21 protein-coding genes are annotated in these 23,303 nt (G+C 49.3%); 12 read left to right on the top strand and 9 right to left on the bottom strand.

The annotated features are described in order from the left end of the window. Positions 1-89 precede the first annotated feature (89 nt). The 3 genes from HMPREF9439_RS05865 to HMPREF9439_RS05855 are packed head-to-tail and all read right to left on the bottom strand — an operon-like array spanning position 90 to position 3,650. Positions 90-1,742, bottom strand: a complete 1,653-nt coding sequence (locus tag HMPREF9439_RS05865; RefSeq protein ID WP_008864136.1) for an HAL/PAL/TAL family ammonia-lyase — start codon at positions 1,740-1,742, stop codon at positions 90-92. A 29-nt stretch (positions 1,743-1,771) separates the two neighbouring features. Then, a complete protein-coding gene (locus tag HMPREF9439_RS05860) occupies positions 1,772-2,125 on the bottom strand; it encodes a cytochrome c3 family protein (protein WP_008864135.1) in 354 nt (117 codons plus the stop codon). Position 2,126: 1 nt separating this feature from the next. After that, complete coding sequence (locus tag HMPREF9439_RS05855; protein ID WP_040603476.1) at positions 2,127-3,650, bottom strand: flavocytochrome c; 1,524 nt, start codon at positions 3,648-3,650, stop codon at positions 2,127-2,129. A 372-nt stretch (positions 3,651-4,022) separates the two neighbouring features. Between HMPREF9439_RS05855 and HMPREF9439_RS05850 the strand changes: the two genes are divergently transcribed. Both HMPREF9439_RS05850 and HMPREF9439_RS05845 read left to right on the top strand, forming a co-directional pair. Continuing rightward, on the top strand, positions 4,023-4,622 hold the full coding sequence (locus HMPREF9439_RS05850) for a TetR/AcrR family transcriptional regulator (protein ID WP_008864133.1): 600 nt from the start codon (positions 4,023-4,025) through the stop codon (positions 4,620-4,622). Positions 4,623-5,010: 388 nt separating this feature from the next. Beyond that, the gene (locus tag HMPREF9439_RS05845) at positions 5,011-6,225 is read left to right on the top strand and encodes an ATP-binding protein (protein ID WP_008864132.1); all 1,215 of its coding nucleotides are present in this window, start codon (positions 5,011-5,013) and stop codon (positions 6,223-6,225) included. 58 nt (positions 6,226-6,283) lie between these two features. Here HMPREF9439_RS05845 and HMPREF9439_RS05840 read toward each other — a convergent pair whose 3' ends face one another. Together HMPREF9439_RS05840 and HMPREF9439_RS05835 are read right to left on the bottom strand one after the other, a co-directional pair. Next, positions 6,284-6,943, bottom strand: a complete 660-nt coding sequence (locus HMPREF9439_RS05840; RefSeq protein WP_040603475.1) for a carbonic anhydrase — start codon at positions 6,941-6,943, stop codon at positions 6,284-6,286. A gap of 92 nt (positions 6,944-7,035) precedes the next feature. After that, positions 7,036-7,449, bottom strand: coding sequence for a DoxX family protein (locus HMPREF9439_RS05835; RefSeq protein ID WP_244862402.1), 414 nt, complete (start codon positions 7,447-7,449; stop codon positions 7,036-7,038). 337 nt (positions 7,450-7,786) lie between these two features. On the opposite strand from HMPREF9439_RS05835, the gene HMPREF9439_RS05830 reads away from it, so the two are divergent. The 5 genes from HMPREF9439_RS05830 (at position 7,787) to yoaA (ending at position 16,335) form a co-directional block, all read left to right on the top strand. After that, positions 7,787-10,645 carry a 2-oxoglutarate dehydrogenase E1 component gene (locus HMPREF9439_RS05830; RefSeq protein ID WP_008811004.1) on the top strand — a complete coding sequence of 953 codons (2,859 nt, stop codon included), beginning with the start codon at positions 7,787-7,789 and terminating at the stop codon, positions 10,643-10,645. Between the two features lie 39 nt (positions 10,646-10,684). Next, positions 10,685-11,983, top strand: a complete 1,299-nt coding sequence (gene odhB, locus HMPREF9439_RS05825) for a 2-oxoglutarate dehydrogenase complex dihydrolipoyllysine-residue succinyltransferase (protein WP_008864128.1) — start codon at positions 10,685-10,687, stop codon at positions 11,981-11,983. A 10-nt stretch (positions 11,984-11,993) separates the two neighbouring features. Beyond that, on the top strand, positions 11,994-13,427 hold the full coding sequence (gene lpdA / locus HMPREF9439_RS05820) for a dihydrolipoyl dehydrogenase (protein WP_008864127.1): 1,434 nt from the start codon (positions 11,994-11,996) through the stop codon (positions 13,425-13,427). 79 nt (positions 13,428-13,506) lie between these two features. Further along, on the top strand, positions 13,507-14,274 hold the full coding sequence (locus HMPREF9439_RS05815) for a hypothetical protein (RefSeq protein WP_008864126.1): 768 nt from the start codon (positions 13,507-13,509) through the stop codon (positions 14,272-14,274). A 63-nt stretch (positions 14,275-14,337) separates the two neighbouring features. Then, entirely contained in the window at positions 14,338-16,335 is a 1,998-nt protein-coding gene (gene yoaA, locus HMPREF9439_RS05810; protein WP_008864125.1) for a DNA repair helicase YoaA, read from the top strand. A 67-nt stretch (positions 16,336-16,402) separates the two neighbouring features. Here the strand turns inward: yoaA and HMPREF9439_RS05805 are convergent, their stop codons facing one another. From HMPREF9439_RS05805 to HMPREF9439_RS05795, 3 genes are all read right to left on the bottom strand, one after another. After that, positions 16,403-17,203 carry an aspartate dehydrogenase domain-containing protein gene (locus HMPREF9439_RS05805; protein WP_008811009.1) on the bottom strand — a complete coding sequence of 267 codons (801 nt, stop codon included), beginning with the start codon at positions 17,201-17,203 and terminating at the stop codon, positions 16,403-16,405. Between the two features lie 101 nt (positions 17,204-17,304). Continuing rightward, a complete protein-coding gene (locus tag HMPREF9439_RS05800) occupies positions 17,305-17,862 on the bottom strand; it encodes a hypothetical protein (protein ID WP_008811010.1) in 558 nt (185 codons plus the stop codon). Between the two features lie 9 nt (positions 17,863-17,871). Beyond that, positions 17,872-18,723, bottom strand: coding sequence for an outer membrane protein assembly factor BamD (locus tag HMPREF9439_RS05795; protein WP_008811011.1), 852 nt, complete (start codon positions 18,721-18,723; stop codon positions 17,872-17,874). Positions 18,724-18,739: 16 nt separating this feature from the next. On the opposite strand from HMPREF9439_RS05795, the gene HMPREF9439_RS05790 reads away from it, so the two are divergent. From HMPREF9439_RS05790 to rimO, 5 genes are read left to right on the top strand one after another with little or no spacing between them, the layout of a single operon-like run. Then, positions 18,740-19,924, top strand: coding sequence for an RluA family pseudouridine synthase (locus tag HMPREF9439_RS05790; protein ID WP_008811012.1), 1,185 nt, complete (start codon positions 18,740-18,742; stop codon positions 19,922-19,924). A gap of 11 nt (positions 19,925-19,935) precedes the next feature. Beyond that, positions 19,936-20,709: a peptidoglycan editing factor PgeF gene (pgeF, locus tag HMPREF9439_RS05785; RefSeq protein WP_008811013.1), complete on the top strand. Its 774-nt coding sequence runs from the start codon at positions 19,936-19,938 to the stop codon at positions 20,707-20,709. Next, positions 20,684-21,268: a hypothetical protein gene (locus HMPREF9439_RS05780; protein ID WP_008864122.1), complete on the top strand. Its 585-nt coding sequence runs from the start codon at positions 20,684-20,686 to the stop codon at positions 21,266-21,268. The genes pgeF and HMPREF9439_RS05780 overlap by 26 nt, the downstream gene beginning before the upstream one ends. Further along, on the top strand, positions 21,261-21,599 hold the full coding sequence (locus tag HMPREF9439_RS05775; RefSeq protein WP_008864121.1) for a rhodanese-like domain-containing protein: 339 nt from the start codon (positions 21,261-21,263) through the stop codon (positions 21,597-21,599). Before HMPREF9439_RS05780 ends, HMPREF9439_RS05775 begins: the two co-directional genes overlap by 8 nt. Before the next feature lie 4 nt (positions 21,600-21,603). Then, positions 21,604-22,944: a 30S ribosomal protein S12 methylthiotransferase RimO gene (gene rimO / locus HMPREF9439_RS05770; RefSeq protein ID WP_008811016.1), complete on the top strand. Its 1,341-nt coding sequence runs from the start codon at positions 21,604-21,606 to the stop codon at positions 22,942-22,944. Between the two features lie 98 nt (positions 22,945-23,042). On the opposite strand, the gene HMPREF9439_RS13065 is transcribed toward rimO, so the two are convergent. Beyond that, positions 23,043-23,303: zinc ribbon domain-containing protein (locus tag HMPREF9439_RS13065; protein WP_157645842.1), on the bottom strand; the 261-nt coding region annotated here is incomplete at its 5' end.

The following is a 23,303-nucleotide window of genomic DNA, read 5'->3' as shown; positions in this document are numbered from 1 at the left end:
ACTTCAGCCGGAAGGGGATAAATATTTCGCAGATTTTCTTGGATGGTTGGTCGGAAGTCCGAAATTTTCGGACCTCCGAATGCTGCTAATTAGTTATTGGCAGGAATCTGATAGGACTTGAGGAACTTCAGACCGTTGTTGATGTCCGGTGTAAAGATTCTGTCTTTTGTGACGAACGGAACAACCTTTCTGTAACCGTCCAAGAGTTTTGTTGTGCCTTGACCCATCTGTTTGCCGTCTTGTTTTCTCATATCCATAGCCTGTGTGGTGTGGAGCACTTCATAGGCGTAGATTTCATAACCGACGTCGGCCATCTTAGAAAGACGATCGGCAGTGGCGTTAAGGTTGGAGAAGGTTTCTTCAATACCGATGGAAGTCGGTACACCGTACCCGATGACGCTGTTCGTCAGAGCCATACCGTCGGCATAAAGGCCGGACATGGACTGAGCGATGTTGGCAAATCCGTCGCCGCCCTTGTTTTCTTTAGCAACAAGGTATGTCGGCAGACCTGTTCTGTGGTCATCAACTAACTGAGTTGTTCTCCAGGCAGAGATGTGCATGACTTGACCGAGGGCCTTTGTCAGGCTTTCCATCTGAAGGGCAAGCTGAGTGTTGTCGAAGTTGGAGCAGGAGTTGACATAAACGGTCGGCTTGCCGGCTCTCATTTCGTCCAAGACTTCGGCATTGCTGTACCAGCGGTCGTTTTTGGCTTCGGTATTGACAATCGGGTTGTCGGTGGTGTGGTTGATGGCCGTATTCAGAAGACCTTTAGTCTGGTTGAGTTCTTCCATCGCGGCAGCCAGGATATAACCGGCAGATCTGAAGCTCAGAGGATCCTGGAGGTAACGCTTGGCGTCTTTCTTCCAGAGGTAAGAACCCTTCAGGTTAGCAAGGACAGCTTCAGCGGCTTCGTGTCCCTGAGGCCAGCCTTTGGTTTCAACCGTGTGCCAGAGGTACGGAGATACGTTGCCGTTTAAGGCTTCCAAACTGGAAGCGATCACAACAGGACTCAAAGCGAGATAGTGTTCTGCTTTCTTAACGGCAGCGATGGACTGAGCTTCAGCAACGTTGCTGTTAGACAGAATGGAGATGCCGTCCATGCCGAAGGGATGATAGGGCTGAAGTTTAAGTTCTTTGCGAACCTGAGCGGCAGGAACGCGTTTGCCTTGGTAGCTCACATCCCATTCGCCCATGAGAGCCAAGCCGATGTGGGTTGCCATGCTCAAGTCGTTTGCGCCTTCAGATCCGCGAGAAGGAATCAACGGGCAAACGTCATTGTTGATGTATTCCTGGAAAGCTTTTGCAGCGGCCTCGCTCATACCGGTGTAACCGGCAGCCATCTGGTTCAGACGGATGACCATAGCCATCTTGGAGATTCTGTCATCGAAGTAGGGTTCCAGACCGGCGGCCTGAATACGCATCTGGCGTTCGTTGAACTTAATAGAAGCGCTGCGGTTCGGCTCGGCTTCAACAGAGGCGCCGGCAACCTTTTGATCTTTCAAAGCACCGTAGTTAACGGTCAGACCATAAATGTCGCGGCCGTCGGTAGCAGCATCGATCGGAGCTTTGTAAGAAGCCTTAATTCTTGCCCAGCCTTCGGGTGTGACGGCAACTTTTTCGCCGGGAGCGGAAATGGCCCAAAGTTCGTCCACGGTCAGTGTACGGCCGTCAAGATTATGCGTGGCGGCAAAAGACAAGGGCGCGATGGCAAGAAGGATGGAGATGACGAGTGGTTTTTTCATAAGAGTTCTCCTTGGTGATCTAAGCTTGGTTATCTGAAATTAGTCCACTGAGTTTGATGACAGTTACTGCATAAGTCTTGACTGGCTTTGTGTTCGGAGTGGCAAACGACACAATCAACCGTATTTCCGTAGTGAGCGGACTGATGCGGATACTTATCCTGCGGGTTGGCCTTGGTCTTAATTTGTGCCATAGGTCCGTGGCAGCTTTCGCACTTTTGAGTGGAAGGCTTGGTAAATTCAGTCGTGTTGTCGTGACAAGTCGAGCACTGCATTTGAGCTGCCATGCTGTGTTTCATCGGCATTCCGGCAAGAGTCGGGGCGTCGGCAGCGAAAGCAGAACAAGAAAGCAGGGCGGCAAAGAGCGGAATAAAGAATTTTTTCATGTTAGTTCCCCTGTGCTTTGAGGTAAGCGGCAGCGTTTCGGCCGGCTTCCAATCCGAATACCATGCAGTCAACGGAAGAGCATCCTCCGAGACGGTCCATACCGTGGACGCCTCCGGTCACTTCACCGGCGGCATAAAGTCCGGGAATCGGCGCAAGCGTTGCCGTTGAAAGAACTTCCGATCTCGGATTGACGGCGATGCCGCCCATGCAATAGTGAAGCTTCGGTGTCAGACGCATGGCATAGAACGGAGCTTTAAGCGGCTGTTTGACGTCGAGAGGTTTGGCAAACGGATCTTTCAAAGTGCCGGCAACAATCTTGTTGTACTCATCGACCTGCTGCTGGAGTGCTTTAAGCGGAATGTCATAGGCTTTAGCAAGATCAGCCAGTGTTTCGTAACGGAAGACCGTTTTGTCCCGATAAGCCGCTTTGAAACCTTCTGCGTGTTCAGTGGTCTTTTCTCCGCAGAAAACGATCGGATAGTTGATCTTTTCGGGTGTGCTTTCGCTTAAGACCTTGAGTTCGGCATCAGCGCGAGTACGTCGGTCGGCAAGTTCATTCATGAAGCGGCGGCCGGTCTTCGGATTGACAGCCATGCCTTCCGCAAAAGCGTAATCAGCGAAGAAGCTTCCGGGGCCGGCCCCCTTTTCGTCAGGAGATGCCCAAGGTCCTAATTGATACATATCGAGCATAGAGGGCAGGCAGCCGGACTTCAATAATGCCTTGAGCATTTCGGCGGTGGCGCCGGGCTGTGAAGTGCACTCTAAAAGGGAGTAAACCGGCATAGTGGTTTTAATGAAATCTTTGTCCTGGCCCCAGCCGCCTGTGGCGACTACGATTCCGCCGCGGGAACCGATTCTCTGTCCTTTCTTAGAGGTACCGTCTTTCCAGTTGTAATCACAGTTGACCAGTACCCCTGTAACTTTGCTGTCCTGCATCAGAAGGTCAATGACTTGAGAGCGATTACGGAACTGAACGCCGTTCTTCTTGAGCCAATTATGGATAGGAACAACGATTCCGCCGCCGGAAGCTGCTGTAGGAACCATGGTGCGTGGGGCACTGTGACCGCCCAAACGGATAACTTTATCCATGAGCTGAACACCGCATTCGTCAAGCATCGGGCAGATATTGACGGCGTTTTCAGCAAACTTTCTAGCAAGGTCCGGATGGTTGAATCCGCGGCCGGCTTTGGTCATGTCGGCGACCATAAGTTCGACAGAATCTTTGATGCCTTGTTTCTGTTGTTTAGGATTCAGGGGTACGGACATAAGACCGCCGCAGAGACAAGAGTTGCCGCCGAAGGCTTCCATCTTATCGAGGATCAGAATGTCTTTGACGCCGTCTTTCAAAGCAGCGTAAGCGGCGGAGAGTCCGGCAAAACCGCTGCCGACGATAACTAAGTCGTGGACTTCATTGAAGGACTGAGCTGCTGAGGTGGGAGCTGCAAACGCCGATCCGGAGGCCAGACCGGTCACAGCTAGTGTTCTCAAGAAATTTCGACGACTGAATGAGGATAAGGGTTTCATTTGTTTTCCATGTGATCAACGTCTTAACAATTAGAAATACTATACCGACTAGACGGTTTAAATAATTAGGAGAAGTACTAATAAATGTTGTATGTTAAGAATTTAAAATATCTATTTTAAATATAAATAAAACAATAAGTTAATTATTTTTATCTGAATATAAGAGAGGCTTGATCACGTAAAGATGACTGTATTTTTCATACAAAAAGATCAAGAAGAATAGAACTATTTCTTAAAGTAAGCTTAAACAATTTTTTGACTGTCTTGTTTTACTGTACCTAACAGTTAAGTAAAACTATAATAAGATTAGAGTTACGGCGCCTCTTCTTTCAATGGTCCGAAACTAAATATTTTTGCAAGGCAGATTTTGCAATGGAAACCAAAAAACAGACGAGAAAAACAAGCAGTAAGACAAAAGAATTGATCTTAGAGGTAGCTCGCGAAATAGCGGCACAGAAGGGCGTCGGCCAGCTGACGCTGGAAGCCGTTGCAGAAAAGGCAGGGATTAGCAAAGGCGGTTTGCTCTACCATTTCCCCGGGAAGAAGGAATTAATTATTGCCTTGATGGATAGCTATGTCGCGCATTTGTCTCAGGAACTATACCCGGAAGTCGAAAAGTTTAAGGGCCATCCTCAAGCTCTGGTCTTGGGTTTTATTAATTGGTATAAGAAATTTAACGGCATCGCAGCGACCAATCGTACTTGGGGTGCGGCCGTTTTTGCTGTCCAATCTTTTGATCCTCAGTTGATGGAACCGCTTCACAATTGGTACCGTCAACTGTTTGAAAAAATCCGCGGCAGCGGTCCTGATTCCTTGGATACAGCTACAGCCATTCTGGCCATAGAAGGTTTGTTCATGCTTTCGCTCTACAACCTCGACCACTTAACAACCGAAGAGAAGTCGCGGATTATTCAGCATATCGAGGATCGTCTGCTGATGCGTGAATTGAGTCCTAAGAGCCTTTCTGAGTAGTTTTGGGATTTTGCACCTATTAACCGTTAGGCAGGTTATCAATGTGCGCTGAGATTCCTTGAAAATGCAAAATCCTTTTCACTCTGAAACACGGTAGTGAGACAATGGCAAGATCAGCCGGCTAATTGTCGGTCAGCTTACAGTTAAAGTCACCTGACGATCTAGAAATAATTACTAAAGTCCTCGCAATCGCAAGGTAACTCTATTAGATTTCGGAAAAATTCTATACCTCAGTATAGAATTTTTCTATAGTGTACTATGGAATTTTTCCATAGTTCAGTATAGAATTTTTCCATACAACTGTATGGAATTATTCCGTGAGCTTTGCTCCAAGCCTGTCAGATTGCCTAAAGATCACAAAGTGTTTTCAAAGTGAGGAGATGTTTGTATGTATTTAGAAAGAACAATCCAAAAAGAAATTCCCAATCTTTGTAAAAACTTTAAGGTAATTATGCTCTCCGGTATGAGACAGGTGGGCAAGAGCACACTGTTTTCTCATTTAAAAGAAAGCGAAAGAAAACACATCAACTTAGATGATTTTGATTTCTTGGATCTTGCCGAAAATGCCCCATCTGCATTTTTTAGGCAGAATCCATTGCCTGTATTCATTGATGAAATCCAGAGGTCTCCTAAACTTTTTCAACAAATTAAGGCAGAGGTCGATAAAAATGAAAAATATGGACAAGTATGGATTACGGGCTCTCAAAGGTTCTCCTTGATGCAAGGGGTAGGAGAGTCATTGGCCGGCAGAATATTTGAAGTTCACTTAATGCCATTTAGTCTTTATGAAAGGCAAAATCTTGGATTGGAACAAGAGCCTTATCTTCCGAGATTAGATCCGGAAACGAAGTTGGCAACAAAAAACACAGAGGAAACCTGGAAAGTAATTTGGCAAGGCGCTTGGCCAAGATTAATTGATAAGAACCCTAAGGAGAGAGAGCAGTTTTTTGAGGCTTTTATTTCAACTTTTTTGGAGCGCGATATCCGCACACTGAGTAATGTTGAACGTTTGACTTCTTTTAGGAAATTTCTTGTAGCCCTAGCATCTCGTACAGGTCAAGAGCTTCGTATTAATAAACTAAGTGAAATCGCAGGAATAACCGATGTAACGACAAAGAGGTGGCTTTCTATAGCTGAGGCAGCGGGGATTATTTATTTTCTGCCGGGATTTTATTCAAATTTAACAAAGACATTAACCAAGTCGCCCAAGTTGTACATGACGGATACTGGGTTGGCAGCGTATTTATGCGGCATTTCTTCGCCGGATGAACTGGCAAGTGATACGAATGCAGGCGCTTTTTTTGAAACATTTGTTGTGACTGAAATTCTTAAAAGTTATCGTCATAACGCGATAGAGCCTAAACTTTTTTATTACAGAGACTCAAAAAAACAGTCCGAGATCGACCTGCTTATTCACAGAGATGGGAAGTACTACCCTGTCGAAATTAAGATGTCTAGCCATCCTGATATCCACATGATTAAAAACTTTTCTGAGCTAGAGAAACTCGGTTTGAAAATAGGGACTGGCTCAGTTATTTGTATGACCGAAAATATCAAATATTTATCAGATTCTGTAGTGGCACATTCTCTATGGGACCTCTAAGGTCCTTCCTTTCGTTTTAATACAGATAAATCCGGTCGGCTACCGTTTTGTCTGTAACCTATCGATCGCAGACGTCGATTTTTTCAGAATGAAAAAGCAGTTCAAAGTCTTCGGACTCAGGACTGAAACGATAAAGATTGCCTTCCGATAAATCGTAGTAAAGTGCATGAAGCTTGAGCTGTCCATTCTTAACACGCTCTGCGATCCAAGGATATGAGAGCAGGTTATCAAGGGAAATCAGCACGGCGCCTTCTTCACAGTGGCGGCTCCGAGTCTTTTCATCTTCATCACCGGTCATGGCCTGAAGGCGCTCCAAAGCCGGAGAAGCAATACCAACCCAATCCTGAATATAAGTTTCTCCGGCAATCGATTCCGGAGCCATGAGTCCGTGAATGCCGCCGCAATGAGAGTGCCCCATGACGACAATGTGTTCGACGTTGAGATGTTTGACTCCGTATTCAATGGCGCTCATCACAGAACAAGGATTTGAGGCTTGTGTGACTGCCGGAACGAGCGCGGCCACGTTTCTGATCACAAACAAATCACCCGGCTTGCAGTGTAGAAGAATTGCAGGATCTACCCTCGAATCACAGCAGGCGACAACCAGTGTCTTAGGGTTCTGGGCCTTTTCCAGTGATTCGAAATACTGTCTTTCCTTTAAGAAGTAAGTCTGCTTGAAGTTGTGGAAGCCTTCTATAAGTTTGTGAAAATTATCCATTTTGTTCTGAGTTTTGATGTTTGAGTTCACAGAACTATACAACGGCGACAGGCCCAGCCATTCGAGGCTTCGCCCCGATTTAGACTCAAGAATCAATGACCGGCGAGAATGTACAGGAGCCAGTAATCTACGGAGTAAAGTCCTGAGCCGACGATAAATATGGCAATGAGGCCGAACAAGTAAGGCAGAGCAGGAGAGGTCAGATCTTTGCCGATAGTGACTTTCGTTGCAATCGTGAAGCTAACGATTGCCGGAATGACTGCCAGTCTCGTGAGGAAACCGGCCATGAGAAACAGCGGAACGAAAGTTTCAATGACGGCTGCTGAGTAATACCCGACCTTCGGAGAAAAGAATAAGACTTTCGGAAAATTCGCTGCGTTTTCCGGATGGAAAAGTTTCTGCACTCCATAAGGGAGCATCGCCAAGGCAATTGCCCATCTGAACAGAAGAGAAGCCATGCTGGCGGAAGTTGGGTCACAAGTCCAATGCAATATGGTGGATAACATTTTCATTCCTTTAGTTTATGGAGGAAATTTTAGAAAAGAAGTACATAGGCAATGGGTTAGAGTTGCTTAAATGAGGTAGTGAAGGAGAGTGGTTAGAAGAAATTCCGGTGTTTTTGAAGTAAAGACTGCGTTGGAAACCCGAAAAATCAAGACTTCAACAGAGCTGTTTACCGCTCACAAAATTGTTCCTGAGTGACGGCTTCAAATCTATAATCAATTTGTTTCGGCGGATGGTTTTTGCTGAAACACGCTCAACAGGAAACCTGTGAAGCAGCCGCAAAATACTCCGATAAATTGCGGCCCCCTGAGCGGCAAGAAATTTGTCCAAGGTGAAAAAGTGATTAAAGACTTAATAGAGAATTCATATCTATTCGGTGGGAATGCTCCTTACGTAGAAGAGTTATACGAGCAGTACCTCGAAGACCCAAATTCCGTAGATGAAAAATGGCGTCAGTACTTTGACCGTCTGCAGCAGGCCCCGGCTTCCGACGGCCGTGTCGAAACCATTGACGTTCCTCATGCACCCATCGTTGAGGCTTTCGCACAGAGAGCATCCGAACCGCGTTCGGCTGTTTGTCCGGTAAGTGAACGAGATCTTGATCTGGCAAAAAAACAGGTTGCGGTTCAGTCCATCATCGGTGCGTACCGATTCTTAGGAAGCCGCTGGGCCAACCTTGACCCACTGCACAGAAGAGAACGTCCGAAGATTCCCGAGCTTGAACCTTCCTTCTACGGACTGTCCGAAACGGATATGGACAGCACCTTCTCGGCAGCTAATACGTATTTCGGCGCCGATAAGATGACGCTTCGGGATTTAATCGCCGCCTTGAAACAAACTTATTGCAGCGATATCGGTATCGAATTCATGTACATCAGCGATCCGGTGATCAAACGCTGGTGGCAGCAAAAACTGGAACCTTGCCGCTCAACCCCGAGCATGGACGCCAAGTCCAAGAAACGCATTCTTGAAGAACTGACGGCCGCAGAAGGTTTGGAACGTTATCTCCATACCAAGTATGTCGGCCAGAAACGCTTCTCGCTCGAAGGCGGAGAAAGCTTTATTGTCGCCATGGATGAAATCGTGGAAACAGGCGCAGCACAAGGCCTGGAGGAAATGGTTATCGGTATGGCTCACCGCGGTCGTCTCAATGTGCTCGTCAATACGCTTGGCAAAGCGCCGAGTGAACTGTTTGCAGAGTTTGAAGGTCACTACAAGAGTAAAGACCTGCCGGCGGGCGACGTGAAATATCACAACGGTTTCTCAAGCGATGTCGTTACCGCTTCCGGACCGATCCATCTGGCTTTAGCCTTTAATCCTTCTCACTTGGAAATTGTCGACCCGGTCGCAGTCGGAAGCGTTCGCGCCCGACAGGATCGCCGCCATGATCCTAAAGGTCGCCGCGTGATGGGCGTTCTTGTTCACGGCGACGCTGCCTTTGCAGGTCAGGGCGTCGTCATGGAGACGCTGAACCTTGCCGATACCCGCGGCTACGGTACCGGCGGCACGATGCACATCGTGATCAACAATCAGATCGGTTTCACGACTTCGGATCCTCGTGATAAAGGCTCGATGACATATTGCACGGATCCGGCAAAACTCATTGAAGCCCCGGTTCTGCACGTGAACGGTGACGATCCGGAAGCCGTCGTATTTGCGACGCGTCTGGCCATGGAGTTCCGCAAGAGCTTCAGCCGCGACGTCGTGGTTGACATTGTCTGCTTCCGCCGTTTAGGCCATAACGAACAGGACACGCCGGGACTGACTCAGCCGCTGATGTATAAGAAGATCAATGTCCATCCGGGTACTCGTCAGGTTTATGCCGACAAGCTGGCACTGCAGGGTGTCGTTAGCCCGGAAGAAGCCAAAGAAATGGTTGCCGCATATCGACGCAGTCTGGAAAGCGGTATCCCGCCGAGACAGACGGCTTTGATCGAAGGCAAGAACCCTTATGCCGTTGATTGGTCCCGTTACAACGGCAGCTGGACAGACGATGTGAAGACGTCTGTTCCTTTGGACGAATTGAAGCGTTTGACGGATGTCATTACGACCGTTCCGGAGAACTTCAAGCTCCACCCGCTCCTTCAAAAGGTCATCGCAGATCGTCGTCTGATGATGCAGGAAGAAATCCGTGTGGATTGGGGCTTAGCCGAACATCTGGCTTTTGCCACGCTGCTCACGGGCGGATACTCCGTTCGTATTTCCGGCGAAGACTCCGGCCGCGGAACCTTCAGCCATCGTCATGCCGTCTGGCACGATCAGAACCGTGACCGGTGGGATTCGGGTATTTGGATTCCTTTGGAGCATCTAGGTGAGCATCAGGCTCAGTTCACAGTGATTGACTCCGTTCTTTCTGAGGAGTCAGTTCTCGCATTTGAATACGGCTATGCCAGCTCTTCTCCGAAGTGCCTGACGATTTGGGAAGCTCAGTTCGGCGACTTTGCCAACGGCGCTCAGGTCGTGATCGACCAGTTCATCAGCTCCGGTGAGGCCAAGTGGGGCCGCAAGAGCGGCTTGACGATGCTCTTGCCTCACGGCTACGAAGGGCAGGGCCCCGAGCATTCATCTGCCCGAGTCGAACGTTATCTGCAGCTTGCAGCAGATACCAATATGCTGATTTGTCAGCCGACAACCGCAGCTCAGATCTTCCATTTGCTGCGCCGTCAGATGGTTGGCAATATCCGCAAACCTTTAATCGTCTTCTCTCCAAAGAGTCTGCTGCGCAACAAGATGGCAAGTTCCGATTTGGAAGAACTCTCCGAAGGCAAATTCGAAACCGTCATCGGTGAAATTGAAGAGCTCGATGCCGATAAGGTCAGAAGAATTCTGGTCTGCACCGGCAAAGTTTATTACGACCTCGTGAAATACCGCAAAGAGCATGAAATCGATGATGTCGTCATCGTTCGTCTTGAACAGCTTTATCCCTTCCCGCACAAGAGTTTCCGAGAAGAGACTTCTGGTTACTCCTTCGCTTCCGAGGTGGTTTGGGTCCAGGACGAACCTCAGAATCAGGGCGCCTGGTTCTATGTGCAGCACCATTTGCTTGAAGAAATGCCTTCCGGCGCAAGATTGAGTTATGCAGGACGTCCTGCTTCATCTTCGCCTGCCGTCGGCTATGCCAGCAAGCACGCCGAGCAGCTTAAAGAATTGGTGGAAAACGCTTTCGGACGCCTTAAAGGCTTTATTCAGACGAAATAGTTCAAGCGTTGCTTTGTAAAGAATTCGGAGAAAAAAGAAATGTCTATTGTTGAAGTCAAAGTACCCGAGCTGTCCGAGTCTGTTTCGGAAGCCAGTCTGATTGAATGGAAAAAGAAAGTCGGTGAACCGGTTAAGGCCGATGAAATTCTTATTGAAATTGAAACCGATAAGATCGTTCTGGAAATTCCGGCGCCGGCAGACGGAGTGCTGGCAAGCATTGAGCAGCCTGATGGTGCGGCAGTCCTCAGCGACCAATTGATCGCCACAATCGATACTGAAGGAATGGTTGGTGCACAGCCGGAAGCCCCTAAAGCAGCCGTTGCTGAAGAAGTCATTATTTCGACGCCTGCGGCAGCCCCTGCGCCGACTCCCTCACCCGCTGCGCCGACGGCAGCTGCTTCTACGCCAGGCGCCTTTATGATGCCTGCCGCAGAAAAACTCATGGCAAACAGCGGATTGTCTGCAACTCAGGTTGCAGGAACAGGCGTCGGCGGACGTATCACGAAACCCGATGTCATCGCTGCCTTAAAGAGCGCTCAGCCTGTGGCTCCATCTGCTGTTGCCGCAGCTCCGGCTCAACCGGCCGCTCCTAAATCCGCGCCTGCTAAACAAGCAACTCCCGTCGCATCTCTTGACGGCAGACCCGAGCAGAGAGTTCCGATGTCTCGCCTTCGTGCCAGAGTGGCCGAACGCCTCGTAGAGTCCCAGTCCAACTGCGCCATTCTGACTACTTTCAATGAGGTGAACCTGGCGCCGGTAATGGCTTTGAGAGCGAAATACAAAGAAAGCTTCGAGAAGAAGTATGGCGTCAAACTCGGCTTTATGAGCTTCTTCGTTAAAGCTGCTGTTCACGCTTTGAAGCAGTACCCGATCATCAACGCCTCGGTTGACGGCTACGACATCATTTATCACGGATATATGGATATCGGCATTGCAGTGGGTTCTCCCCGCGGTCTTGTTGTACCGGTCTTAAGAGATGCCGATCAAATGACGTTTGCCGAGATCGAACTCAAGATTGCAGACTTTGCTAAGCGTGCCAAGGACGGTAAGTTAACGCTCGAAGAGCTGACCGGCGGCACGTTTACCATTTCCAACGGGGGCGTATTCGGGTCTCTCTTCTCCACACCGATTATTAATCCGCCTCAGTCCGCCATTCTCGGCATCCACGCGACCAAACCGCGTCCTGTAGCAGAAAACGGCGAAGTCGTGATTCGTCCGATGAACTACTTTGCGATGAGTTATGACCATCGCATTATTGACGGACGCGAAGCCGTGCTGGCACTTGTGGCGATGAAAGAAGCCCTTGAAGATCCGGCCCGTTTACTCTTAGATCTCTAAGGAGCAGGTTATGAAAGATGATATTCAGACCTTTGACGTCGTCGTCATAGGCGCCGGCCCCGGCGGATATGTTTCTGCGATTAGAGCAGCTCAGTTGGGCTTAACCGTATGCTGCATTGATGATTGGGTCACGGACGGTAAACCTGCACCCGGAGGTACTTGCACCAATGTCGGGTGCATTCCCTCGAAGGCTCTTCTTGCGAGCAGCTGTCTCTTTGAAGAAATCAGAGACAAAGCTTCCGAGCACGGGATTCATGTTGAAGAACCCACGATTGATGTTCCGACGATGATTGCCCGCAAGGCCAAGATCGTTCGTCAGACTAATGACGGAATTCTTTATCTCTTCAGAAAGAACAAAATCACGTTCCTTAACGGTCGCGGATTCTTTGTGACTTCTGATGAAGACGGTTATCTGATCGGTGTGGAAGGCAGGGACGAGACACGTGTTTTTGCGAAGAACGTTGTTCTTGCTACCGGCAGCAAACCGAGACAATTCCCCGGAGTTCCTTTTGACGAGGAACGTATTTTGTCCAATGAAGGCGCACTGAAACTAAAGAGTGTTCCTTCTACCTTGGGGATCATCGGTGCCGGCGTGATTGGTTTGGAACTTGGCAGCGTCTGGAAGCGGCTCGGTGCCGATGTCCGAATTCTTGAAGCCATGCCGTCACTTCTGCCTTTTGCGGACTCCGCGATCAGCAGAGAGGCGCTGAAGGCCTTTAAGCAGCAGGGTATCGATATGGAGTTCGGTGTTCACATCGACAGCATTCAAAATGACGGTGACCGTGTCATTGTTCAATACAAGGACAAGGACGGAAAAAACAGCGAGATGTGGGTTGATCGTTTGATCATTTCTATCGGCCGCGTTCCGTTTATAGCCGCTTTAGATGCACCTGTTGTCGGCCTCAAACTCGATGAAAGAGGCTTCGTGGAAGTCGATGCAGAAAACCGTACGAATCTTCCTCGAGTATGGGCGATCGGTGACCTTGTCAAAGGTCCGATGCTGGCTCATAAGGCCGAAGAAGAGGGTGTGGCGGTTGCAGAACGCATTGCAGGACGCAAAGCTGTAACGCATATTGAACGCGTGCCTTCCGTGGTTTACACCGAACCGGAAATTGCTTGGGTAGGCAAAACCGAAGATGAACTGAAGAATGCTGGTAAGCCTTACAAAGTCGGTGTCTTCCCGTTCATGGCCAACGGCCGCGCCAGAGCTGTCGGAGAAACCCAAGGCTTTGTGAAGATGCTGGCAGACGCCGAGACCGACCTGGTTTTGGGACTGCATATCATCGGACCTCAGGCCGGCGAGCTGATTGCGCAAGGCTGTGATGCCTTGTCCTTCGGCGCGACCGCAGAAGACCTGGCACTGATCTGCGATCCTCATCCTACTTTCAGCGAGGCCATCAAAGAGGCGGCCTTAGCGGTAAATAAAGAAGGCATTAACTTTTAGCTAGAATAATGAGACCTGGGACCAAGAAATCTCAGGTCTTATTTTTGCTTAGGCCGCACACCATTCAGGAGCTTTTCGGATGCGAATCCCGCTTATTCTTTTTACTCTCGGCTTGCTCAGCTTCAATGCTTGGGCAGTGGAGCCGCCGTCGACTGTTCCTTTCGCCAAGAGGTACGATCCCGCCTCCATTACAACAGCTTCACGAGCAAGAGAAGTCATCGCGGCCTACGACAACGAAAAGAGAGTCTGGGAGAACTGGTACAAAGAAGAAACAGCTCAGTGTTATCGCAACTTTTTTGTGACTTATTGCTTGGATAAGGCTAAGTCGGAACGCACAGAACACATCAATGAGGCTCGCCGCGTTTGGCTCGTAGCTAGAGACTTCCTGAGGAAGGAACGTTCCGAACAGGCGGTGAAAGACCGCAAAGCTGCTGAGGCCAAGCAAGCCGCCAAAAATGCCAAGATGGATGCTCAGCCCGCTCGCGTTGCTAAAGCTCCTCCCAAGACGCGAGACGTCACGCCTCGCAAGCCGGGCGAAGGCCATGCCGCAGATCGCGTTCTGACACCTGAAGAAGAAAAAGCGAATGCCGAAGCTTATGCCATGAAGCAGCAGGAGCGTGAACAGCGCATTGCCGAGCAGGAAAGTAAAGTTCCTGAAGCTCCTTCTATGACGCCTGAAGAACGGATTCAAGCTAGAGCCGAGCGCCGCGCCGCAGCCGAGAAGAAACGCGCTGAAAATATCAAGAAGCGCGCAGAAAAAGCTGCGGAGTATGAACGTCAGGTCAAGCTTCGTGAAGAGCAAGAGAAGAAGAACAGCGTCACAGGTGACTTGATTCCTCGGCTGTAACAATCCAAAAAAGATCGGAACTCCTTGATCTGATAGGATTGTGTTCCTAAACAAGGAACCTAAATGCCATCAGAATTCGTAAAAGAAGTTGCCGACGTTTTTGCCAAGGACGGACCTCTCTCTAAAGTTACCGCGAATTACACGCCGAGACCCTCGCAAATTGAATTTGCGACCTCGGTGGCGGAAGCATTGGAAAAAGGAAAAACGCTTGTAGCTGAGGCGGGTACAGGCACCGGCAAGACGTTTGCTTATCTTGTTCCTGCGCTCCTGAAAGATCAGAAAGTCCTGATTTCTACTGCAGGAAAGACGCTGCAGGATCAGCTTTTTACGAAGGACATTCCGGCGCTTTTAAAAGCCCTAGGCATGGGCTGCCGTGTTGCACTCCTCAAAGGACGTTCCAACTACATCTGCAAGCAGCGTTTAGAACATGCGCTTCAGGAAGATTCCTACGTTGCTAAGTCTCGAGAAGAAGTCGTTCATCTTCATCGCATTAAGAAGTTTGCCGGACAGTCCGTGACCGGCGAGCGCGGCGACATTACCGATGTTCCCGAAAACTCCGGTATTTGGCCGGAAGTGACAAGTACCGGTGAAAACTGTCTCGGCCCCAATTGCGATCATTACAACGACTGCTTTGTGATGCAGGCCAGAGAGAAGGCAAAAGAAGCTCAGCTTTTGGTGATTAACCATCATCTGTTCCTGGCCGATATTTCGCTTAAAGACAATCAAATCACGGACTTTCTGCCGGAATTTGACCTGGTGGTGCTTGATGAGGCTCACCAGCTGACCAACATCGCGACGAACTTCTTTTCTCAGACGCTGAATCTTTACGATGTCAGGAATTTAGCTGCGGACGCGGTTTCTCAAGGTTACGGTGTCAATAAACAGATTGATTGGAACGGCATCTACAAAACCATTTCAAACGCCTGCGATGATTTAATCAGCACGACGCACAACATCCTGAACACCAAAGATAAACAGCTTGCGGTTGCCAAATTCAAGGATAAGCATCTTTTGGTTGAACCTTTCAAAAAGCTTTTGAATGCGGTGGAGAAACTGAACAACGCGGTTCATGTGCACAAAGAGGCATCTCCTGAGATGACGAAGCTCGATGAACGTTGCACAGAGGCCCTTGACCTTATTGAATATTGGCGCGATGTATTCAACGGCAAAGCGGTTTCTCGTTCCATGAAGGGTCCGCTCTTAGATTGGTTTACGGTGAAACCGAAGAATATCTTCTTCAACACCACACCGCTTTCTTATGCCGAAATGCTTAAGAGCGCTCGGGAAGTGCAGGGCAAGCCGTGGGTTTTGACATCCGCAACATTGGCTGCCAACGGGGACTTTAAACATTTTATTGACCAAGTCGGTTTGGAAGACGCAGAAACCAAATCTTGGGAGAGCCCCTTTGACTTTAAAGCTCAGGGGATGCTGTACATCACCGAAGATCTGCCGACACCGAGCGCCTCTAACTTCTCCGATGAAGTTGCCAAGCGCATTTGGCCGTTCATCAAAAAAAACAAGGGCAGAGCTTTTGTGCTGTGTACAACGCTTAGGGCAATGGAAGTGATTTCCGAAGCGCTGCGTTACTTTGCTGAGACAGAAGGTGTCTCAATGAACATCCTGGTTCAGAACGAACAGTCCAAGCAAGAATTGCTGCGTCGATTCAGAAGTGAAGAAAATTCCGTGCTTGTCGGTTCCATGAGCTTCTGGGAAGGCGTGGACATTAAGGGCGACGCGCTGTCCTTGGTTGTAATTGATAAGATTCCTTTCCCGCCTCCCGATGATCCGGTGTTTGGGGGACGCTCAAAAGAACTTGAGGCGGAAGGCAAGAATTCTTTTAACGAAATATCCATTCCGGAAGCGATCATGCTCTTGAAGCAGGGGGCCGGTCGATTGATTCGTGATGAGAAAGATGAAGGTCTGTTGATTCTCTGCGACAACCGTCTGTTATCCAAGGGATACGGAACAAAGATTTGGAAGAGTCTGCCTGACTTTGCTAGAACTAAGGTTTTTGATACCGCAATGAATTTCCTGGAAAGGTGCCAGGAGCCGAGAGGTTAAAGGCAGCTCGGTAAAAGTAGATTTCAAACGGGGACATATCGTAAGAATGTCTCCGTTTAAACCGCAGTTACCAAAAGGAAATCGGGCTGTAAAGGTTCTTCAGACAAGCTGCCGCGCTCAGCGCGGCTGTGGTGCTGGACTTCGGATTTGCCGGATCAGGTTTGCCGGAAAATTCCATCACAGCATCGGCCAGAGCAGAGCGATAGATAATCTTATGTGTATTGCTATGGACCTCGGGATCGGAAACAATCTTAACTTTGGTGTGAGGATTTTCCGATGCCAGCGCAGTAATGACGCCGACGTTGATGTTCTTCGGAAAACCTTTGATTGCTTCCTGAACTCCGCCTTCGAAAACCACCATCTTCTTGGTTAAGTCCAGAGTTTTGCCTTCTAAGGCGGGCGCTCCGAGCAAAGATTTAGGTGATTTGGTTGTCTCAATAACAACTTCTGATGCACCGCGCTGCAAAGCGCAGGTTTGAAGAAAATCTAATCCTCCGATGGCGCCGTTGACGATACAGATTCGGCCGTTGTTTTTAGCTGCGGTGCAAATCGCCTCTTGCTTGAAAGCATCGTCAGTAAATGCGCCGCTGGAGAGACAAATCAATGTTCTCCCGGACTTTAGAATCGGCAGAGTATATTCCTTAAGTGCCGCGCCTCCGGCGAGCTCGACGACCACCGGAGCTGCATTTTTCAGAAAATCTTCAAAGCTGAATACAGCAGAACAGTTGTATTTCGAGGCAAAGACTTGGGCCTTTTCTTGATTTCGAGCTAAGACAGAATGGAGTTTGAACTCCGGCAAAAAGTCATGAAGGACATTCGCAAATACGTTGGCCAAAGAGCCGGCGCCGATAACCGATACAAGAGACATAGTTCTGCAGTAGAGAATGAATTGAAAAACAGATACTACAACGCTTGCATCTGAGGTGAAATAGGCAAGTTTTCGGATATGTGAAATTACAGGCTTTGAACTCAGCTTGCAGAGTCAGGCGTGCAGTTCTTCCACTTCTGAGCCATGATCTGTGTTTTGTCCAAAGCCGGAATCGGCTGAAAACCACAAATTAGACGAGCAAGATAATCAACAGACTCTTTTCCTTTGAAGTCAATCGCTTCCGTACGGGAAATCTTTTCAGGAGAATCAATGATCAGATTTTTGTACTCAAGAGTGGCCATTCGTTCTTTATTAGCGTTTTTGCATTGTGCGACGGGAATGCGGACACGATAAGGCGTTTGTTCCATGGTTGTTCCGCCGATCTCCAGCATTTCCATCTGAAGGTAATCGCGTTTGTTGTCACGGACGCGAACACGGCTGCCTTCTTTAATCCATTGATTACGGGCAAAAGGACGCCAATCGCCGGGATATTTAACTTGAGTGGCAAAAAATGGGAGACCGAGTTTATCGATAGATTCCTCGGCAAGATACTGCAAATCGCTGCACGTCATCTGCTCAGGATTCTGAGGAATAGTGCGGCAGCCGGCCAAGAGCAGCAACGCCGCCCCTGTCACGGCAAAAAACTTCTTATTGCGCATTAAAACAGTTTATTTGACTGCTGCGCCGTCTTTCGGAGCAGCTGTAGCTTTTGCGGCTTCAAATTCTTGAGCACGCAGGTAGGTATCATAGGAACCACGGTTCTTATTGGCATCAAGAATGCGCTGAATATCGGCAGCCTTGTCGTCCATGCCGAGCTTGTTATAGCTGTCTCGCATGATGATCAAAGCTTCTTCGGCCTGCGGAGAAGTCTGGAAGTTCAGAAGAACGTTTTCAGCGCGATTGATGGCGGCAATGTAGGCGTCGCGAACGTAATAATACTTGGCGGTATTGATTTCGTACTTGGCCTGAGCCTCGACCAGCTCATGCATACGTTCGCGGGCATCGCGGGCGTAGCGGCTGTTCGGGAAACGAAGCACCAGTTCTTTGAAAATATCGAAAGCATCGCGCGCAGCCTGAGCGTCGCGCTTAGAAAGGTCCTGACGGGTCAGATAGCTCATCCAGCCTTCATCTTCGTCCAGGGTGGCAATGCCCTTAATGTAGAGGGCGTACGGGGACAACGGATGCTCAGGATATTGCCTTAAGAAACGATCGCAGACTGCGATGGCCTGCTGCGGTTCTCCTTCTTTAAAGTAAGAGTAAGCAGTCTCAACTTGGGCCTGCTGAGAATAGCGACCGTAAGGATAACGGGCCTCTAACTTCTGATAGTAGTCACGGGCCGTTTCGTAGTTGCCTTCATTCAGATTGTCTCGGGCCTCGACATACAGTTTGTCAGCCGTCCAGCCTTCCGTCGGGTCTTCAACCCCTTTAAACATACTGCACGATGTAGTCGCTAAAATAACAGAACCCAGACAGGCGGCCGTTAATGTCCGCTTGATTATTGTTTTCAGGGCAAAAGACATAGAACTTAAGGTCAAAATGAATATTGAATTAGATGATTATAGTCAGACTGAGGCTTTTGAAGAAACCGAATTACAGGAATCTTCAAAAATTGAAACTTTTGAAGTTACCCTCGATCTTGACGGAGAGCGCCTCGATAAAGTCTTGGCTTCTTCTTTAAAAGACATTTCCCGCTCTCGTCTGAAGACCCTGATTGAAGACGGATTGGTCAAAGTCAACGGCAAAACTGTTGATAAACCCAAAGAAAAAATGAGTTTCGGCGATGAGGTTTCCGTTGAAATTAAGCCTCGCCTTGAAGATATGGATTTCATTGCTACGCCGATGGACATCGACGTGGTTTACGAAGATGACGACATCTTGGTCATCAATAAACCCGCAAGATTGGTTGTACATCCGGCCGCCGGGCACTGGGACGACACGCTTTTGAATGGTCTTTTGGCTTACAACCCGATTTTTAGAACACTGCCTCGCGCCGGTATTGTCCATCGTCTCGACCGCGACACCACGGGTTTGATGGTGGTGGCGAAAAACGAAAAAGCCATGCTCGATTTGGTTCAGCAGCTTCAGGCCCGCACTGTAAAACGCGAGTATTGGGCGCTCACCAGAGGCAAAGCGCCTGCAGATAAAGTCATTGAAGCAGCGATTGAGCGTGATCCCAGAAATCCGCTGCGCTTTACGATCGGTAAAGGCGGAAGAGCCAAACCGGCGACCACGCATATTCGCTGCATTGATCAGAAAGAAGTCAAAGGCAAACCTTTCTCTTGGGTTGCCTGCCGATTAAAAACCGGCCGTACTCATCAAATTAGAGTGCACATGGAATCTATCGGCCTGCCGCTGATCGGAGATCCGCTCTACCGCAATAAGCTTCCAAAACCCAAAGAAGATGGTTCCGTTCTGAATTCTTTTGATCGTCAGGCACTTCATGCCAGCCGTTTAGGTTTGATACACCCGGTGACCAAAGAAACGATGGAATGGTTTGCCGAGCCGCCTCAGGATTTCAGAGATTTGATGGATGAGCTGGGCTTTGGTCCGTGGGATCGACCTTCCGAAGTCTTCGGAGATCCGGTTGTGATGATCAATAACGATGAGTTGTCAGAGAATCAGAAAGCCGTCGGTAAAATCAGTTCGTGGGACGACTTTGATTTCGGTGATGACGATGAAGACGCTGATTCCAACTGGAAAATAGAACGTACAAAGGAATAGGGGCGTAATCTATGCAGAGTAAACCGGAATTGGAAGTGATCGTTCCTGAATGGAACGCTCCGGAAAACATTAGAGCTTTCTTCACGCTGCGCTCGGGCGGCATGTCCGCTGGCGCTTATGGAGACAAAGACGGTTTTTGCGGCCTCAATCTCGGAAATCATGTCGGAGACAATAAGTATTCGGTTCGCGGCAATCGCAGGATCGTAACCGATATGTTAGGCGCCGAACCCAAGTGGCTCAGCCAAGTTCATTCTTCTCGAGTCGTCAGGGCAGAAGACAACAACACTGAAGAACAAGCAGACGCCGAATTTACGACTGCCGCCGGTATTCCTTGCGTCGTGATGACCGCTGACTGTGTGCCGGTATTGCTTTGCGACAAAAAAGGAACCATTGTTGCAGCCGCTCACGCCGGATGGAAAGGCTTAGCCGATGGAGTCCTGCAAACCACCGTCGCAGCCATGAGAAAAGAAATCGGCGATGAAGAAGAAATCATCGCTTGGATCGGACCGCACATCCGCAAAGATCATTTCGAAGTGAGAGTCGACGTCGCTGACTACTACCGGGCATCTGCTGTTAAAGCCGCGGCCGACGATGCATTGGAATCGATCGGGGAGGGTGGCTGGCACTTGGATTTGGCCCGCTTCGCCAAGGAAGCTTTAAAGCAGGCCGGTGTGACTGAAGTCACCGACTGTGAACGCGATACATACTCCGATCCTGAGCATTTTTACAGCTATAGAAGAGATAAGGTAACAGGGCGCCATGGTGCATTCATCTGCAAGCGATAGTTCGAGAAGAAATTCCAGCGAAATCAGCTGGTATTACATTCAGCCCGGCTTCAAATTAATTGACGCCAAGAAGTGTGCTTGGGCTTTCGCTTTCTTCGTTTTTATTTTGTTCGTGATCAGCCGCTTCTCCCACAGCCTGATCTTTGATTCTCCGTGGGCGCTTTTGATCGTGCCCGGCGTCGCTGCGTTTGTGATCTGGCTCATGCTGGTCATGCAGCCGCATCGCCAGGTTTATTACCGGCTGGATCAGGACGGAGTTTTTTGTGAGTACCGTTCTTCTGCTTCAGCCCTCACAAGTTTTTTGGATTTGATTCTGAGCCTGCTGGGTTCAATCATCAAACTCAAGAACACGTTCTACATCAATAAGCATTCATCCCGCTCGCGTATGTTTGAGTGGGGAGATGTCGTGGCCGTGCACGAAGCGCCTTATTGGAAAAAGATTACTCTGCAAGCCGGTCTGCACGGGGAGTTAAATCTTTGGACCAATGCAGAAAACTACGGCAATGTACTCACGCTGGTACGCGAATATGTTGCAAAAGAAAGGAAAAATTATGATTAAGAAGATTTTAGGAATAGCTGTTCTATTTGGACTGATGATGACTGCTGCTCAAGCTAAAACTTTCTTGGTTGACGTTCGTACTCCGTCAGAAATTGCGACGACGGGTAAGGTTGAAGGCGCCTTGGTTGCTAACTATTCCGCGCCGGACTTTGTGGATCAATTTAAGGCCTTAGGTGCCAAGCCTGACGATGATATTGAGCTTTACTGCCGTTCCGGGCGCCGTGCGGAAATGGCAAGTCAGATCCTCAGCAAGCTCGGATATAAAAATATCCGTAATCTCGGAGGCTATGAAGCCGCTGCCGAAACTCTTAAACGACCACTTGTGAAGTAAGTAAATGACCAAACGTCCTCCCCGCGTGGGTTTTGTTTCTCTGGGCTGTCCTAAAGCGCTTGTCGACAGTGAACGCATCGTTACCGAACTCAGAGCCGAAGGGTACCTCATTAGCTCGACCTACAAAGACTCTGATCTTGTGATCGTGAACACTTGCGGCTTCATCGATGCCGCAGTTCAAGAGTCTCTGGAAGCGATTTCCGAAGCGTTGAGCGAAAACGGCAAGGTTATTGTGACCGGCTGCTTGGGCGGTAAAAATACCGAGGAAGGCAACTTCGTCGCCCTGCGTTTCCCGAAATTGCTCGGCGTGACAGGTCCTGAGCAGACCGAAGAGGTCCTCCGTCTGGTGCATGACAACCTTCCGAGACCGCATGAGCCTTTCGGTGACTTGGTGCCTGCAGGCGGCGTTCTTCTGACCCCGAAACACTATGCCTATCTCAAGATTGCCGAGGGCTGCAACCATCACTGCACGTTCTGCATTATTCCTTCGCTGAGAGGTCCGCTGGTATCCCGTCCGATCGGTTCCGTCGTTCGTGAGGCATCTAATCTCGTCAAGAGCGGTGTGAAAGAACTGCTCGTCATTGCGCAGGACACGGCGGCATATGGTCAGGATGTGAAGTACAAACTGGACTTCATCGGCGGACGGGCCGTGAAGACCAACATTAAGGTCTTATTCGAAGAGCTCGGCAAACTCGGCGTTTGGGTACGTCCGCATTACATGTACCCGTATGCCTCCGTTGATGAAATCGTTCCGCTGATGGCTGAAGGCAAGATCCTGCCGTACCTCGACGTTCCTTTCCAGCACGCTCATCCGAGAATTCTGAAGGCCATGAAACGCCCGGGAAGCGAATACAACATGGAACGCATCAATGCCTGGCGTGCGATTTGTCCGGACATCACGATTCGTTCAACGTTCATCACCGGCTTCCCGGGAGAAACTGAAGAAGAATTCCAGTACCTCTTGGACTTCCTGAAAGAAGCTCGTCTCAACCGCGTCGGCTGCTTTGCTTATTCTCCCGTAGAAGGCGCGGCTGCGAATGATCTGCCCGGAGCTCTTCCGGAAAGCGTTCGCGTAGAAAGAAGAGAGCGCTTCATGGAAGTTCAAAGCGAAATCTCCAAAGAACTTCTGCGCGAGAAAGTAGGCAAGACGATCAAAGTCTTAGTGGATGAAGCGCCCGATGAAGACGGTATTGCGACGGCCAGATCTACTGCCGACGCTCCGGATATTGACGGCTTAGTCTTTATTGAAAACAATCCGAATGTGAAGCCTGGAGACTTTGTGGACGTCAAAGTCACGGATTCTTCCGACTATGACCTCTTCGCCGAAGTTGTAAAAGAACCTTAGTCTTCCGGGGCAAGACATTTGGCGCAGCGTTACAGAAATTGACGTCCTCCTCGTCATGAATGGCGAGGATTCCATACCACCTCTGCAGCGGCCGTAGCCTAGTGCTGCAGTGGGTCTCTTCGGGTTCCTGCTGACAGCGGCCTTACTGCACCACTCATACCACAGGCTAACCGGGCCTGCCCGGCCCTTAATATATTTATCGCTCCGACCTCATCTGCGTTGGAGCGGTAACCGCAGCCAATGCATGCAAAGGTCGCCTGCGATTTTCTATTCTCTGCCGAGACGAGTCCGCATCGCGGACAAGTTCGGCTCGTGTTTTTGGGATTTACTTTTATCAGCTTTCCTCCTCCCCGCTCTAA

The organism is Parasutterella excrementihominis YIT 11859, from assembly GCF_000205025.1.
Taxonomy (GTDB): domain Bacteria; phylum Pseudomonadota; class Gammaproteobacteria; order Burkholderiales; family Burkholderiaceae_F; genus Parasutterella; species Parasutterella excrementihominis.
The sequence above is the reverse complement of the archived record's forward strand: the minus strand, read 5'-3'. Positions and strand labels throughout refer to the sequence as shown.

Bases quoted from the DNA above. Each gene is read 5' to 3' on its own strand.
- HMPREF9439_RS05795 (WP_008811011.1), bottom strand. From the start codon at position 18,723: ATGTCTTTTGCCCTGAAAACAATAATCAAGCGGACATTAACGGCCGCC.
- HMPREF9439_RS05790 (WP_008811012.1), top strand. From the start codon at position 18,740: ATGAATATTGAATTAGATGATTATAGTCAGACTGAGGCTTTTGAAGAA.
- HMPREF9439_RS05775 (WP_008864121.1), top strand. From the start codon at position 21,261: ATGATTAAGAAGATTTTAGGAATAGCTGTTCTATTTGGACTGATGATG.
- HMPREF9439_RS05860 (WP_008864135.1), bottom strand. From the start codon at position 2,125: ATGAAAAAATTCTTTATTCCGCTCTTTGCCGCCCTGCTTTCTTGTTCT.
- HMPREF9439_RS05850 (WP_008864133.1), top strand. From the start codon at position 4,023: ATGGAAACCAAAAAACAGACGAGAAAAACAAGCAGTAAGACAAAAGAA.
- HMPREF9439_RS05840 (WP_040603475.1), bottom strand. From the start codon at position 6,943: ATGGATAATTTTCACAAACTTATAGAAGGCTTCCACAACTTCAAGCAG.
- lpdA (WP_008864127.1), top strand. From the start codon at position 11,994: ATGAAAGATGATATTCAGACCTTTGACGTCGTCGTCATAGGCGCCGGC.
- pgeF (WP_008811013.1), top strand. From the start codon at position 19,936: ATGCAGAGTAAACCGGAATTGGAAGTGATCGTTCCTGAATGGAACGCT.
- odhB (WP_008864128.1), top strand. From the start codon at position 10,685: ATGTCTATTGTTGAAGTCAAAGTACCCGAGCTGTCCGAGTCTGTTTCG.
- HMPREF9439_RS05815 (WP_008864126.1), top strand. From the start codon at position 13,507: ATGCGAATCCCGCTTATTCTTTTTACTCTCGGCTTGCTCAGCTTCAAT.
- HMPREF9439_RS05855 (WP_040603476.1), bottom strand. From the start codon at position 3,650: ATGAAACCCTTATCCTCATTCAGTCGTCGAAATTTCTTGAGAACACTA.
- HMPREF9439_RS05805 (WP_008811009.1), bottom strand. From the start codon at position 17,203: ATGTCTCTTGTATCGGTTATCGGCGCCGGCTCTTTGGCCAACGTATTT.
- HMPREF9439_RS05800 (WP_008811010.1), bottom strand. From the start codon at position 17,862: ATGCGCAATAAGAAGTTTTTTGCCGTGACAGGGGCGGCGTTGCTGCTC.
- HMPREF9439_RS05845 (WP_008864132.1), top strand. From the start codon at position 5,011: ATGTATTTAGAAAGAACAATCCAAAAAGAAATTCCCAATCTTTGTAAA.
- yoaA (WP_008864125.1), top strand. From the start codon at position 14,338: ATGCCATCAGAATTCGTAAAAGAAGTTGCCGACGTTTTTGCCAAGGAC.
- HMPREF9439_RS05865 (WP_008864136.1), bottom strand. From the start codon at position 1,742: ATGAAAAAACCACTCGTCATCTCCATCCTTCTTGCCATCGCGCCCTTG.
- HMPREF9439_RS05780 (WP_008864122.1), top strand. From the start codon at position 20,684: ATGGTGCATTCATCTGCAAGCGATAGTTCGAGAAGAAATTCCAGCGAA.
- HMPREF9439_RS05835 (WP_244862402.1), bottom strand. From the start codon at position 7,449: ATGTTATCCACCATATTGCATTGGACTTGTGACCCAACTTCCGCCAGC.
- rimO (WP_008811016.1), top strand. From the start codon at position 21,604: ATGACCAAACGTCCTCCCCGCGTGGGTTTTGTTTCTCTGGGCTGTCCT.